The following is a 14,401-nucleotide window of genomic DNA, read 5'->3' as shown; positions in this document are numbered from 1 at the left end:
AAATGATCAAACTTGGCATCGTAATGGATCCAATTTCATCCATTAACATCAAAAAAGACTCTAGCTTTGCCATGATGCTTGAAGCTCAGCGTCGTGGTTACGAAATCCATTACATGGAAATGGATGATCTACATTTAGATCAAGGCGTAGCCATTGCTGACACTAAGGTTGTTGAACTAAAAGAAGATCCAAACGGTTGGTACGAGTTCAAATCAGAACAGACTATCGCGCTATCCGATTTAGATGCGGTACTGATGCGTAAAGATCCTCCGTTTGATACTGAGTACATCTACGCGACTTACATTCTTGAACGAGCTGAAGAGAACGGCGCACTTATCGTCAACAAGCCACAAAGCCTACGTGACTGTAACGAGAAGTTGTTCACGGCATGGTTCCCTGAACTGACACCAACCACCATCGTGACTCGTAAAGCTGAAAAAATTAAAGCGTTCCGCGAGAAGCACGGTGACGTGATTCTAAAACCACTTGATGGCATGGGTGGTGCGTCAATCTTCCGAGTGAAGGAAGGCGATCCTAACGTATCGGTAATCATTGAAACACTGACCAACCACGGTCAAAACTACGCAATGGCACAAACCTTTGTTCCAGACATCAGCAATGGTGATAAGCGTATTCTTGTGGTTGACGGTGAACCAATGCCTTACTGCCTAGCGCGTATTCCTGCGAAAGGGGAAACTCGAGGTAACCTTGCTGCTGGCGGTACAGGTGAAGCTCGCCCGCTGAGTGAAACAGACTGGGCTATCGCAAGAGCAGTTGCACCGGCATTAAAAGAGAAAGGTTTAATCTTTGTAGGACTTGATGTTATCGGTGACAAGCTAACTGAGATTAACGTAACGAGCCCAACTTGTATCCGTGAAATTGAAGCTGCTTTTGATATTTCTGTTACGGGTAAATTAATGGATGCAATCGAGCGTCGCGTTAACGCTAAATAGCCTAAACTTAAGAAAGTCTTAGCTATTCGCAAACATTTAGACACAGAATCAATGAGCGGCTTTACGCCGCTCTTTTTCCTTTACTGGGAACACACTGGCAGGAGGCTCTATGAATTTAACGAACCACTTTCTGGTCGCTATGCCCGGAATGAAAGACCCATACTTTCAAAACTCGGTGATCTACCTTTGTGAGCATAATGACGAAGGCGCAATGGGTCTGATGATCAACGCTCCTATTGATGTCACTGTCGGCAGCATGCTCAAACAAGTTGAGGTTGATTCTGAACAACCAAAATCCAACCAAGCAAGCCTTGATAAGCCAGTTTTAAATGGTGGACCTGTAGCAGAAGACCGCGGGTTTATTTTGCACAAGCCCAAAGGCAGCTATCAATCCAGCATCAACATGACGGATCAAATCTCAGTAACAACCTCGAAAGATATTCTGATGGTCTTAGGGACTGAAGATGAACCGATCAATTATCTGGTTGCACTTGGTTATTCTGGGTGGGAGCCTGGCCAGTTGGAGATAGAACTGACCGAAAACTCATGGCTAACCGTTGAAGCCGATCCAAAGGTCATCTTTGACACACCGATCTCGGACCGCTGGAAAGTTGCCGTGCAAATGTTAGGTATTAACGCGGCTCAGCTTTCAGCAGACGCAGGACACGCCTAGCTCAAATTAGCTCCATAAAATAAATAAACACTCTCAAACACAGATAAATTTGGAACCCCCATGTCACGAACAATTATGGCATTTGACTACGGTACAAAAAGTATCGGCAGTGCGATAGGACAAGAAATCACGGGCACTGCAAGCCCTCTAAAAGCTTTTAAAGCCAAAGATGGCATCCCTAACTGGGACGATATCGAGAAGCAAATTAAGGAATGGCAGCCAAATCTTATCGTGGTTGGCCTTCCGACCGACCTTCATGGTAAAGATCTAGCAGCTATTACACCCAGAGCAAAGAAATTCGCTAACCGTCTTAAAGGACGCTTTGGTGTGGATGTTGAACTACATGATGAAAGACTTTCTACGACAGAAGCAAGGGCCGACCTTTTTGAAATGGGCGGCTATAAAGCGCTAAGTAAAGGTAACGTCGATAATCAATCAGCCGTTGTAATTCTAGAGAGCTGGTTTGAAGCACAATATAGCTAAGTTATTTATTTAGCAAACTCGAGCAAGCTTATGATCCCTTGCCATTTTAACTGCGTAATGAAGGAGCGATAAAGGAAAAGAACTTGGGAGTTCATATGAAAATTTTTCTAGCAATATTCATAGCGTTATCTATAACGGCATGCAGCTCAATGGGAAGCGGTTCCGCGGGTTACGACGGTCAACAGTACCCGTCAAAAATCAAATTAGAAAAGGAGCGCGGTTACTCATATGATAACCATCGCTCCAACATGCACTCATCTAACATGCATTAAGCTATAAACGAATAAAACCCGCCACAGAAGCGGGTTTTGTGTTTATCAACAAAGCCGTGACTTAGCCCATATCAATCTTAACGCCAGCCAACGCACCAGTTCCGTAGTCATCATCGCCACGTTTGGTCTTAAGCATTAAACGCAAGTCATTGGCAGAATCTGCACTATGGAATGCATCATCCTCGCTAATTTTGTCCGCAACTACTAAATCATACAAAGCTTGGTCAAAAGTCTGCATACCAATCTCTTTCGATTTGGCCATGGTCGCTTTTAACTCATGCAACTCACCACGACGAATCAAGTCAGATATACGAGGGCTATTTAGCAGAATTTCGAAGACACCATGACGACCATTGCCATTTTTATCGCGTATTAACTGCTGAGCGACCACACCACGCAGATTCATCGACAGATCAAACAAGAACTGCTCTTTCTGCTCTTTCGGCACCAAGTGAAGAATACGCTCTAGCGCTTGGTTAGCGTTATTGGCATGCAGGGTTGCCATACACAAGTGACCCGTTTCAGCAAAGGTCATCGCGTATTCCATGGTTTCACGACTACGGATTTCGCCAATCAAAATCATATCAGGGGCTTGGCGTAACGAGTTTTTAAGCGCGACTTCATAGCTTTCGGTGTCGAGTCCAACCTCTCGTTGAGTCACGATGCACTTTTTATGTTCGTGTACGAATTCAATCGGGTCTTCAACCGTCAAGATATGACCTGAACGATTGGTATTGCGATAGCCTGTCATCGCAGCCATCGAGGTCGATTTACCAGAGCCAGTCGCACCAACCACCAGCACAAGCCCGCGCTTAGCGATTGAAAGGTCTTGTAGTACGTCAGGAAGCTTTAATCGCTCAAAGGTTGGGATGTTAGTCTCGATGCGACGAATTACCGCTCCAGGTAGCTCTCGCTGAAAGAATGCACTGACACGAAAACGACCAAAATCACGCACGATGGCAAAATTAGCCTCACGCGTTTGCTTGTATTCATCGCGTCGATCTTGATCCATCATTGCATCAAGTAATTGAGCAACCTGAGCCGCATTCAGCTTCTCTCCTTGGGGGCGTAATTCACCATCCACACGAAAAAGGATTGGCGCATCGACAGTGATATAAAGATCCGACGCCTTTTGAGAGAGCATCCCTTCAAGAATTTGATTCAATTCCATTTTGTTCACCTTGATTAAAACATTGAGGTTTCAATTTCGATCTTTTTCTCGACCTCTTCTGAATCAACCAGACCTTGAGCCATCAACTGCTTCGCATTTTGCTCCATGGTCTGCATACCGTGTGCCGCCCCCGTTTGAATAATCGAATACATCTGCGCGACCTTATCTTCACGGATCAAGTTTCTGATCGCAGGTGTCGCCATCATGATTTCATGACAAGCCACACGACCGCCACCAACACGCTTTAACAGCTTCTGGGCAATCACCGAACGTAACGATTCAGACAACATTGAACGCACCATGTCTTTGTCGCTACCCGGGAATACATCGATAATACGGTCTATGGTTTTTGCCGCAGAGCTAGTATGCAAGGTACCAAAAACTAAGTGACCCGTTTCTGCTGCGGTTAGCGCTAAGCTGATCGTCTCTTGGTCACGAAGTTCGCCGACAAGGATTACGTCTGGATCTTCACGCAACGCACTACGCAATGCCGCTTTGAAGCTGTGAGTATCGCGATGCACTTCTCGTTGGTTGATTAGGCATTTGTTGTTGGTATGAACAAATTCGATCGGGTCTTCAATCGTCAATATATGCTTATTATGGTTACGGTTAACGTAATCCACCATCGCTGCCAAAGTTGTCGACTTACCTGAACCCGTCGGCCCAGTGACCAATACTAGCCCTTTTTCGTAATTAGATATTCTTTCAAAGATCTCAGGAGCCCCTAGCTGTTCAAGGGTGGGAATCTCTACTGGAATGGTACGGAACACAGCAGAGCAGCCACGAGATTGGTTAAAAGCATTAACACGGAAACGACCAACGTTGGGTAATTCAAAAGAGAAGTCGACTTCCAGTTTTTCTTCAAATTCACCGCGTTGTGAATCACTCATGATCTCAAAAACCAAACGATGCACATCAGCATGACTCAAAGCTGGTATTCCAAGCTTCCTTACTTCACCATCTATACGTACCATTGGAGATACACCCGCAGAAAGATGTAGATCTGACGCGTTATGCTTTACACTAAAATCTAGTAACTCAGTGATATCCATTTATTTTCCCTTAAGTAAAGTCAGCTATGAGTAGTATTCAACAAAATATCGAACAAATCACCTCACAGATACGTAGTGCTGAGCAAAAGTGCGGACGAGCTCCAGAGTCCGTGCAACTTTTAGCCGTCAGCAAAACTAAACCTATTGATGCGATTCTAGAAGCCGCACTCGGAGGCCAAGTTGCCTTTGGTGAAAACTATGTTCAAGAAGGTGTTGATAAAGTAAAACACTTTTCAGAACAACATTCTAACCTAAATTTAGAGTGGCATTTTATTGGCCCAATTCAATCCAATAAAACCCGCCCAATCGCAGAAAGCTTCCAATGGGTACATTCTGTTGAACGCGATAAGATCGCGCAAAGACTTAGTGATCAACGACCAAGCGAACTTCCACCTTTGCAAGTTTTGATTCAGGTAAACACCAGTGGTGAAGAATCCAAGTCTGGAACGTCAGAAGAAACAGTTTTTGCACTCGCGGAGTTGATTTCGTCGCTCCCTAACCTCACTTTAAGAGGATTGATGTCGATTCCTGCAAACGTATCTGACTATCAATCTCAGCTTAATGCATTTTCTCAACTGGCGGAGCTTAAAGACAAGCTAGCCGCAAAGTATCCAAACATAGATACCCTTTCGATGGGTATGAGTGGTGATATGGATGCAGCAGTTGAGGCTGGTAGCACAATGGTTCGTATTGGAACGGCCATCTTTGGTGCTCGTGATTACGCGAATAACCGTAGTAAGTAACCAAGTACAAGTATTGATACAGCTTCGCTTGAACCGCGCAGCGACACGCTCAGGATTTTATATATGGAACATAAGAACATCGCCTTTATTGGGGCGGGAAACATGGTTCGCTCAATTGTAGCGGGCTTAGTCGCGAGTGGTTACCCAGCGCAAAAGATTACTGCTACAGCACCTTCAGACACCAGAAGGCTGCCGCTAGAGCAAGAGTACAGCATCAATACCACCAGCGATAATATTGCCGCAGCAGAGCAAGCAGACGTTATTGTGCTATCGGTGAAGCCACAAATGATGGCTGATGTATGTAAACCCTTACAAGGTATCGATTTCAGCAACAAACTGGTTATCTCAATTGCAGCGGGTATTAATGCGAATCGACTCAATGAGATGTTAAACTGCCAGCTGAACCTTGTTCGTGTGATGCCAAACACGCCATCGCTGCTTGGTAAAGGGATGAGCGGTCTTTATGCCGATTCAACGGTCAGCCAAAATGATAAAGACTTTGCTTCTCAGCTGATGCAAGCTGTAGGTGAAGTTAGCTGGGTTGAGCAAGAATCTGGGATTAATAACATCATTGCGGCGGCGGGCAGTGCTCCGGCTTACTTCTTCCTATTTATGGAAGCGATGCAAGCCGAAGCAATCAACCAAGGCTTCGACCAGGAAACCGCTCGTAAATTAGTGCAGCAGTCGGCATTAGGTGCGGCAGAGATGGTGGTTGCAAATCCAGACACAGAATTATCTACACTGCGTGAACAAGTGACTTCAAAAGGCGGCACAACCGCAGAAGCACTGCGCACGTTTAACGACCATCAACTTTCAGATATCGTAGCAAAAGCCATGCAAGCGGCGGTTGCTCGAGCTGAAGAGATGGAAAAACTGTTTTAATACTAATTACAGTAAAAAAGCATTGTGTCGTTCAGGCTATACCTAAACGGCAAGTAAATCCGAAAAAGGAAACAATATGAACTCGATGAGCTTTCTGATCTCGACCGTTTTTGATCTTTACATCATGGTTGTGATCTTGCGTATCTGGCTACAAGCATCACGTGCAGATTTCTACAACCCATTCTCACAATTTATCGTAAAAGCGACACAACCGGTTGTTGCACCACTACGCCGAGTAATTCCATCAATCGGCAGCCTTGATCTTGCGACGGTTGTTTTCGCTTATGTGCTATGTGTACTTAAGTTCGTCGCTCTAAACCTGATTATCTCTGGCGGTGCGGCTGTATTTGACATCAGCTTCCTGATCTTTGGCGCGCTATCTCTGCTTAAAGCGGCTGGTGGTTTGATCTTCTGGGTTCTGCTAATCCGTGCAATCCTGAGCTGGGTTAGCCAAGGCCGTAGCCCAATTGAATACGTGTTCCATCAACTGACTGAACCAATGCTGGCTCCAATTCGTCGTATTCTTCCTGCAATGGGCGGTTTTGATTTAAGCGTACTGGTACTGTTTATTGTTCTGCAATTCGCGAACTTCTTAATGGGTGACCTAATTGGCCCTATTTGGTATCAGCTATAATTTAAGTACGAACCTCAGGTACTTTGACGATGCCAAAAGCAGTTTGGGCCGAAGAAGACGATATTCTTCTTCGACTCTATATCCAACCCAAGGCAAGCCGCGATAAAATCGTTGGCTTACACGGAGAGGAACTGAAAATTGCCATTACTGCACCACCGGTTGATGGCAAAGCCAATGCTCACTTAGCGAAATACCTTGCGAAACAATTTAAGGTCGCGAAAGGGCAAATTAAGATAGAAAAGGGAGAGCTCGGTCGGCATAAGCAAGTTCGAATATGCTCACCAAGCCAGCTCCCAACTGAAGTCAAAGCCATCCTATGATGGCTTTTTGCTATTTATTGGAGTCATTATGCGTCTATGGATAACAGCACTACTCACCGCTCTGATTGCCCTACCAAGCTCGGCAGGACAGTTTAAAAGTATCAAGGATGTCGAGGTTCATTACTCGGCTTTCAATTCCACGTTTTTAACTGCGCAGGTCGCTAAGCAATATAAGCTGAAACGAAACGGATACTCAGCGATTCTAAACATCAGCGTGCTAGACAACGCTTCTCTAGGCAAGCCTGCGACAACGGCTAAAATTACGGGAACAGCGAAGAACCTCGTTGGAAACACCCGTACTTTGAAGTTTCGCGAAATCAAAGAAGGCGATGCGATTTATTACCTTGCTGAGTTTCCCGTAACTCACGAAGAAAACATCACCTTCGACATCGATGTGAACGCAGGCCTAAAAGGCACTGGTCCACTGCGTTTCACACAAAAATTCTATATAGAAGAGTAGCTTCAAAGCTCACATTTCTAGTCATTAACTTATTAGAGCCACATCCCCATGAGTAAGATTGTTTTAGCAACAGGCAACCAAGGCAAAGTTCGCGAGATGGCAGATATTCTGTCTGAGTTTGGTTTCGACGTTGTCGCGCAAAGTGAATTTAACGTTTCAGAAGTCGCAGAAACAGGGACGACTTTCATTGAAAATGCCATCATCAAAGCTCGCCACGCTGCGAAAGAGACGGGGCTACCAGCCATTGCTGACGATTCTGGCTTAGAAGTTGATTACCTTAATGGTGCACCCGGTATCTACTCAGCGCGTTACTCAGGTGAAGGGGCGACTGATAAGCAAAACATCGAAAAGCTGTTAGATGCTATGCAAGGTGTCGATGTTGAAAAGCGTACCGCTCGTTTTCACTGTGTATTGGTGTTAATGCGTCACGAAAACGATCCAACTCCATTAGTATGTCACGGTAAATGGGAAGGTCGCATTCTGACTGAAGAACACGGTGGGAATGGCTTTGGCTACGATCCTGTATTCTTTGTACCAGAAGATAACTGCGCCTCAGCAGAACTTGAATCGTCACGTAAGAAGCAACTGTCACACCGTGGTAAAGCCCTCGCGTCATTATTCAAGACTCTCAAGGAGCAAGCTCTGTAATGCACAATGCAGCGCTAATACCACCCGCACTCAGCCTCTATGTCCACATTCCATGGTGTGTACAAAAGTGTCCGTATTGTGATTTTAACTCTCACGCTCTCAAAGCTGAGATTCCTGAAAAAGAGTACATCGATGCTCTGCTTGAGGATCTCGATACCGATATCGAAAAATACCAACTCAATGGCGCACCTCGCCCATTGCATTCGATCTTTATTGGTGGCGGCACGCCGAGTCTATTTTCTCCAGAAGGAATAGGTCGATTGCTGCAAGGCATTGAACAACGCATCCCGTTCAAACCTGAAATAGAAATCACCATGGAAGCTAATCCGGGAACTATCGAAGCTGAGCGTTTTGCTGGTTACCAAAAAGCAGGCATAACTCGAATCTCGGTGGGTGTGCAAAGTTTTGAACAAGAGAAACTGGAAAGGCTTGGGCGTATTCACGGTCAAGACGAAGCTGTCAACGCAGCTCATTTAGCACATAAAATCGGACTAAATAGCTTCAACCTAGATCTAATGCACGGCTTACCCGATCAAAGCATTGATCAGGCCTTGGCTGATTTGGACAGAGCGATCGAGCTTAATCCTCCGCATTTATCTTGGTATCAGCTAACAATAGAACCTAACACCATGTTCTATTACAAAACGCCAAAGCTGCCTGACGATGATGACCTTTGGGATATTTTCGACTTAGGCCATAAGAAGCTCGCAGACGCAGGTTATGTACAGTACGAAATTTCAGGCTACAGCAAGCCGGGATATCAGTGTCAGCATAATCTCAACTACTGGTGCTTTGGTGACTACCTAGGTATTGGCTGTGGCTCTCATGGCAAGCTGAGCTTTGCAGATGGACGTATTGTTCGCACCACTAAGGTTAAACACCCTAGAGGCTACCTAGCCGCGTATCAGAATCTGGTGAAGCCCTATCTGTCGGATGAACTTGAAGTACCTAATGAGGACCGCCCTTTCGAGTTCTTTATGAATCGATTCAGGCTAATGGAAGCATGTCCAAAGCAGGATTTCATTGATACAACTGGGTTAGAATTTGATTCGATTCAACCAACAATAGAGTGGGCCAAAGATCTCGGTTATCTTAATGAAACCGACAGCCATTGGCAGATCACTGAAAAAGGAAAACTCTTCTTAAACGATTTGCTTGAAGCCTTTATGGCAGAAGAAGACGAATAGTTCGAACGCTAGAATGCAAAAAGCCTCTCATCACGAGAGGCTTTTTTTGTCGAACTTAGAACTTAGAAAATAGAGCGACCAATACGCTCTGAGAGTAATTCTAAAGCCTGAGTTCCCGCCAGTGAATTACCCGATGCATCCAACTCTGGAGACCACACCGCGATCGTCATTTCGCCAGGAACAATCGCAATAATCCCACCGCCAACACCCGATTTACCCGGCATACCAACACGATAGGCAAACTCTCCCGCCCCATCGTACAAACCACATGTCGCAAGCAAAGCATTCAGCTGTTTGGTTTGAACTGGCGTGATGATCTCTTTCTTAGTCTGAACAGACACACCTTTGTTTGCCAAATAGCTAAAGGTCTTCGCCAAGTCAACACAGGTCATTTTAAGCGCACAAGCATGAAAGTAATTGTTGAGTACGGGGATAACATCGTTCTCAAAATTACCAAATGAACGCATCAAATAAGCGATAGCAGCATTACGATCGCTGTGCATCATCTCAGAAGCTGCCACAACCTTGTCATACACGATATGTGTATCACCTGATAGCTGACGGACAAATTCTAATAAACGGTGTCTTGGTGCTGATAGACGGCTTTGTAATAAGTCAGCAACGACAATCGCGCCAGCATTAATAAACGGGTTACGAGGGATGCCGTGTTCCATCTCAAGCTGAATCATCGAGTTAAAGGCTTGTCCTGAAGGCTCCTTTCCAACGCGTTGCCAAATTTCTTCCGGCTTATACAACACCATCGCCAACGTCAGGCTTAAAGCTTTAGAGATTGATTGCACGGAAAAGGCTTCATCAGCATCGCCAGCTTGAATGACTTCACCTTCATTGGTGTATACCGCAATCGCCAATTTCTGGTTCGATACACGAGCCAATGCAGGAATATAATCAGCGACCTTTCCCTGACCAATTAAAGGGCGAACTTCATCTAAAATCTCGGCCAAAATAGCTTGAGTTGGTTTCATGTGTGCTTACTTCTTTATTGTTATTTTTGTAGGGGGTACGACATTACTTTCTGTCCTTAAACCTTTATCGCAATAAAAGCCTAAGGACAAAAAAGCCAACACTACAATAATGTTGGCTTTTATCAATCCCATAAAGTGTAGGGGTTAATCCTAAGTCGGATTCACCTTCACTTAATTTGATTCAGAATTACTTAGTACGCTTGAACTTAATGTCCCAAACACCATGACCTAAACGGTGGCCACGAGCTTCAAACTTAGTCAGTGGACGCTCGTCTGGACGAGGAATGTAATCACCATCTTCAGCGATATTCTCGAAACCTGGAGCTACGTTCATCACTTCAATCATATGTTCTGCGTAGTTTTCCCAGTCTGTTGCCATGTGGAAAATACCAGTATCAAGTTGCAGCTTACCGCGAACCATCTCTGCAAACTCAGCCTTAACGATACGACGCTTATGGTGACGAGCTTTGTGCCATGGGTCAGGGAAGAACAGTTGCAGTGTATGCAGGCTGCTGTCTGGGATCATGTGTTCAAATACTTCTACTGCATCGTGACACATTACACGCAGGTTAGTTACGCCAGCATCGCGAGCTGTACCTAAACACGCACCAACACCTGGGCTGTGAACTTCAATACCTAAGAAGTTTTTCTCAGGCGCATTCTTTGCCATTTCAACCAGTGATGCACCCATACCGAAGCCAATTTCTAGTACAACAGGGTTATCGTTGCCAAACACTTCTTTCCAATTAAGAAGTTCTGGGTTGTAGTCGATACCCATTGTTGGCCAACATTCGTTCATCGCGTTTTCTTGGCCTTTTGTTAAGCGGCCTTCGCGGCGAACAAAACTACGGATCTTACGAACCAGTTTGCCGTCTTCAGTATATTCGTTAGTGGTCACTTCACTCATTGATTTTTGCCTGCACATTGATTAATCAAAGCGGGGATTATCCAAAGAATTGCCTCCGGTGCAAGTCTTTCCGTGGATAAATTCCCACACAATTTGTCTGTTTTACATCCAACCGTAAGTGTGGTGCAATTTCACTCCTAATAATAGCAAAGCATAGAGCATGTCGTGACTCCTTTCGCAACCGCCATATTAAAGTGGTATGACGCCTTTGGGCGTAAAGAATTACCTTGGCAACAAAACAAAACCGCCTACACCGTTTGGCTATCAGAAATCATGCTTCAGCAGACTCAAGTGGCCACGGTGATTCCATACTACCAGCGCTTTTTAGAACGCTTTCCAACAGTTATTGACCTAGCGAACGCCGAACAAGATGAGGTGCTGCACTTATGGACAGGGCTTGGCTATTACGCGCGAGCTCGTAACTTACATAAGGCTGCCAAGATTGTTACCGAGCAATACGGTGGTGAATTTCCGCTTTCTATCGAAGAAATGAACGCGCTACCGGGTATTGGGCGCTCTACTGCCGCTGCAGTGTTGTCCTCTGTGCATAAACTCCCTCATGCGATTCTTGATGGCAACGTCAAACGCACCTTAGCGAGAAGCTTTGCAGTAGAAGGTTGGCCGGGGCAAAAGAAAGTCGAGAACCAGCTTTGGGAACACGCAGAAGCACACACTCCCAATCAAGATGTTGATAAGTACAATCAAGCCATGATGGACATGGGTGCGATGGTTTGTACTCGTAGCAAGCCCAAATGTACGTTATGCCCGATTGAAAGCATGTGTGAAGCTAAGAAGCTCGATAGACAACTCGATTTCCCTGGCAAGAAACCTAAGAAAGAAAAGCCGATAAAAGAAACATGGTTTGTGATTCTGTACCACAACAATCAAGTATGGCTCGAACAACGCCCTCAATCTGGTATCTGGGGAGGACTATTCTGTTTCCCTCAAAATGAAAACGCAGAGATCGAACATCAGTTAGACCTTCGTTCGATCAAAGACAATGAAACCGATTCGATCAAGACCATGATTGCGTTTCGACATACTTTCAGCCACTACCACTTAGATATCACGCCTGTATTAGTAAAATTAGATAAACAACCAGATTTGATAATGGAAGGGACTAAAGGTCTCTGGTATAACTTATCAAAACCGGAAGAAATTGGCCTAGCCGCTCCTGTAAAGCAGCTTATTGAGAGCCTACCCTTTGAACTGAACGACGTTTGAATCAACGAACGCGATAAGAGGAACCACTATGAGCCGCACTGTATTTTGTGCTCGCCTTCAAAAAGATGCTGAAGGCCTAGATTTTCAACTTTACCCGGGTGACCTAGGTAAGCGTATCTTTGACAACGTATCTAAAGAAGCTTGGGGACAATGGCAAAGTAAGCAAACTATGCTTATCAATGAAAAGAAGCTGAACATGATGGATCCTGAGCATCGAAAACTTCTTGAAACTGAGATGGTTAACTTCCTTTTCGAAGGTAAAGATGTCGTTATTGATGGCTATACCCCGCCTAGCGAATAAGACATTTATTTAAATAAATTTTAATGACATCATGGTTTACGCCGCGATGTCATTTTTGTATGAGGAACTATGAAAAAGCTAAGTTACTTCCTAACAGCCATGTTGTTAACAGGGTGCAGTCGTGAATTTGTCGAAAGCATTTATGATGTTAACTACGAACCAACCAACCGGTTTGTAAGTAATTTGGCAGAACTACCAGGGCAATTTGAAAAAGATACTGGGGCGTTGGATGCTTTGATTAGTAGCTTTTCAGGCAATATCCAAAAGCGCTGGGGCAGCAGTGAAGTAAAGATGGCAGGTAAGAGTAACTATGTGAAATACATAGACAATTATCTAAGCCGTTCAGAAGTTAACTTCAGTCAAGGTATCATAACGGTAGAAACCGTCTCCTTAACAGATCCTAAAAAGCACCTCAAAAATGCGATCATGACGACGCTCCTGACACCCGATGATCCAGCTCATGTCGATCTATTTTCGTCCAAAAGCATAAAGCTAGAAGGTCAACCTTTCCTCTACAACCAAGTCGTAGACCAAGAGAAAAAGCCCATCCAATGGACATGGCGTGCTAACAAATTCGCAGATTACCTGATCGCCAATAACCTAAAAACCAAAGAGGTAGACTTTAAAAAAGCCTACTACGTCGAAATCCCAATGGTGGCAGATCATGCGAGCAAACGTAGTTATAAGTATGCCGACATAGTACAACGAGCATCTCAACGCTATGACATCCCTGAAGACTTGATCTATGCAATCATCAAGACAGAAAGCAGCTTCAATCCTTACGCGGTGAGCTGGGCAAATGCTTATGGTCTTATGCAGGTGGTACCTAAAACCGCTGGACGAGATGTCTTTAAGCTCGTTAAAAAGAAACCTGGAGAGCCTAGTCCTGAGTACTTATTCAATCCAGAAAACAACATTGATGCAGGCACCGCATACTTTTACATCCTTAAAAATCGTTATTTAAAAGACGTAAAACACCCAACCACGCTTGAGTACAGTATGATCTCTGCATACAACGGCGGCACTGGTGGCGTGCTCAATACTTTCAGTAAGGATAGAAAGCGAGCAATGCGTGACTTAAATTCATTGCAACCGAGTCAAGCTTACTGGGCACTAACAAAGAAACATCCCAATAAAGAGTCGCGCCGATACTTAGAGAAAGTAACAAAATTCAAGAAAGATTTTAACCAAGGTAAAACGTAAGCCTCACTTTTGAATAAAAAAACAACTAACGAACGTTTTTTTTAGTTATTTTCAAAAAAGGTGTTGACGGTTATGCAGAAAATCCGTTTAATAGCGCTCCGTTGCCCGGATAGCTCAGTCGGTAGAGCAGAGGATTGAAAATCCTCGTGTCGGTGGTTCGATTCCGCCTCCGGGCACCACAATTTGATTTGTTGGTGTCAACACTCTTTAACAGGGAGTAGCAACACGGACAAAAGCATAAAGAATTTAGTGTGCCGACTTAGCTCAGTAGGTAGAGCAACTGACTTGTAATCAGTAGGTCACCA

General features: G+C 44.7%; 17 protein-coding genes and 1 tRNA gene. 14 read left to right on the top strand and 4 right to left on the bottom strand.

The window, feature by feature from the left end; translation table 11 throughout:
- Window positions 1–2 precede the first annotated feature (2 nt).
- The 3 genes from gshB to ruvX all read left to right on the top strand — a co-directional run bounded on the left by gshB (window position 3) and on the right by ruvX (window position 2,109).
- Window positions 3–953 (top strand): glutathione synthase, encoded by a 951-nt coding sequence (gshB, locus tag ACED60_RS13110; RefSeq protein ID WP_102258157.1) that lies wholly within the window; start codon window positions 3–5, stop codon window positions 951–953.
- A 109-nt stretch (window positions 954–1,062) separates the two neighbouring features.
- On the top strand, window positions 1,063–1,626 hold the full coding sequence (locus ACED60_RS13105; protein ID WP_017629552.1) for a YqgE/AlgH family protein: 564 nt from the start codon (window positions 1,063–1,065) through the stop codon (window positions 1,624–1,626).
- Window positions 1,627–1,686: 60 nt separating this feature from the next.
- Window positions 1,687–2,109, top strand: coding sequence for a Holliday junction resolvase RuvX (gene ruvX, locus ACED60_RS13100; RefSeq protein WP_004735480.1), 423 nt, complete (start codon window positions 1,687–1,689; stop codon window positions 2,107–2,109).
- Between the two features lie 333 nt (window positions 2,110–2,442).
- On the opposite strand, the gene ACED60_RS13095 is transcribed toward ruvX, so the two are convergent.
- Complete coding sequence (locus tag ACED60_RS13095; RefSeq protein WP_371727726.1) at window positions 2,443–3,552, bottom strand: PilT/PilU family type 4a pilus ATPase; 1,110 nt, start codon at window positions 3,550–3,552, stop codon at window positions 2,443–2,445.
- A 14-nt stretch (window positions 3,553–3,566) separates the two neighbouring features.
- Window positions 3,567–4,604, bottom strand: coding sequence for a type IV pilus twitching motility protein PilT (locus ACED60_RS13090; RefSeq protein WP_004735478.1), 1,038 nt, complete (start codon window positions 4,602–4,604; stop codon window positions 3,567–3,569).
- A 26-nt stretch (window positions 4,605–4,630) separates the two neighbouring features.
- Between ACED60_RS13090 and ACED60_RS13085 the strand changes: the two genes are divergently transcribed.
- The 7 genes from ACED60_RS13085 (at window position 4,631) to hemW (ending at window position 9,478) form a co-directional block, all read left to right on the top strand.
- Complete coding sequence (locus ACED60_RS13085; RefSeq protein ID WP_371727725.1) at window positions 4,631–5,347, top strand: YggS family pyridoxal phosphate-dependent enzyme; 717 nt, start codon at window positions 4,631–4,633, stop codon at window positions 5,345–5,347.
- A gap of 63 nt (window positions 5,348–5,410) precedes the next feature.
- Window positions 5,411–6,229, top strand: coding sequence for a pyrroline-5-carboxylate reductase (gene proC, locus ACED60_RS13080; RefSeq protein ID WP_102258155.1), 819 nt, complete (start codon window positions 5,411–5,413; stop codon window positions 6,227–6,229).
- 76 nt (window positions 6,230–6,305) lie between these two features.
- Window positions 6,306–6,863 (top strand): YggT family protein, encoded by a 558-nt coding sequence (locus tag ACED60_RS13075; RefSeq protein ID WP_012604836.1) that lies wholly within the window; start codon window positions 6,306–6,308, stop codon window positions 6,861–6,863.
- A 29-nt stretch (window positions 6,864–6,892) separates the two neighbouring features.
- Entirely contained in the window at window positions 6,893–7,183 is a 291-nt protein-coding gene (gene yggU / locus ACED60_RS13070; RefSeq protein ID WP_371727724.1) for a DUF167 family protein YggU, read from the top strand.
- Between the two features lie 28 nt (window positions 7,184–7,211).
- A complete protein-coding gene (locus ACED60_RS13065; protein WP_371727723.1) occupies window positions 7,212–7,643 on the top strand; it encodes a DUF4426 domain-containing protein in 432 nt (143 codons plus the stop codon).
- A 48-nt stretch (window positions 7,644–7,691) separates the two neighbouring features.
- Complete coding sequence (locus ACED60_RS13060) at window positions 7,692–8,291, top strand: XTP/dITP diphosphatase (RefSeq protein ID WP_012604839.1); 600 nt, start codon at window positions 7,692–7,694, stop codon at window positions 8,289–8,291.
- Window positions 8,291–9,478, top strand: a complete 1,188-nt coding sequence (gene hemW / locus ACED60_RS13055) for a radical SAM family heme chaperone HemW (protein WP_371727722.1) — start codon at window positions 8,291–8,293, stop codon at window positions 9,476–9,478. The genes ACED60_RS13060 and hemW overlap by 1 nt, the downstream gene beginning before the upstream one ends.
- Before the next feature lie 62 nt (window positions 9,479–9,540).
- Here hemW and glsB read toward each other — a convergent pair whose 3' ends face one another.
- A complete protein-coding gene (glsB, locus tag ACED60_RS13050) occupies window positions 9,541–10,461 on the bottom strand; it encodes a glutaminase B (protein ID WP_009847707.1) in 921 nt (306 codons plus the stop codon).
- A gap of 187 nt (window positions 10,462–10,648) precedes the next feature.
- Window positions 10,649–11,368, bottom strand: coding sequence for a tRNA (guanosine(46)-N7)-methyltransferase TrmB (gene trmB, locus ACED60_RS13045; RefSeq protein ID WP_004735468.1), 720 nt, complete (start codon window positions 11,366–11,368; stop codon window positions 10,649–10,651).
- Window positions 11,369–11,533: 165 nt separating this feature from the next.
- Here trmB and mutY point away from each other — a divergent pair, with 165 nt between their 5' ends.
- From mutY to ACED60_RS13025, 4 genes are all read left to right on the top strand, one after another.
- Window positions 11,534–12,592 (top strand): A/G-specific adenine glycosylase, encoded by a 1,059-nt coding sequence (gene mutY / locus ACED60_RS13040; RefSeq protein ID WP_009847708.1) that lies wholly within the window; start codon window positions 11,534–11,536, stop codon window positions 12,590–12,592.
- Between the two features lie 28 nt (window positions 12,593–12,620).
- Entirely contained in the window at window positions 12,621–12,893 is a 273-nt protein-coding gene (locus tag ACED60_RS13035; RefSeq protein WP_010435637.1) for an oxidative damage protection protein, read from the top strand.
- A 69-nt stretch (window positions 12,894–12,962) separates the two neighbouring features.
- On the top strand, window positions 12,963–14,096 hold the full coding sequence (mltC, locus tag ACED60_RS13030) for a membrane-bound lytic murein transglycosylase MltC (RefSeq protein ID WP_017103679.1): 1,134 nt from the start codon (window positions 12,963–12,965) through the stop codon (window positions 14,094–14,096).
- Window positions 14,097–14,199: 103 nt separating this feature from the next.
- Window positions 14,200–14,275: transfer RNA gene (locus tag ACED60_RS13025), tRNA-Phe, on the top strand.
- The last annotated feature ends 126 nt before the right edge of the window (window positions 14,276–14,401 follow it).

It is taken from the genome of Vibrio sp. 1F279 (genome assembly GCF_041439815.1).
Classification (GTDB): Bacteria; Pseudomonadota; Gammaproteobacteria; order Enterobacterales; family Vibrionaceae; genus Vibrio; species Vibrio tasmaniensis_A.
The sequence above is the reverse complement of the archived record's forward strand: the minus strand, read 5'-3'. Positions and strand labels throughout refer to the sequence as shown.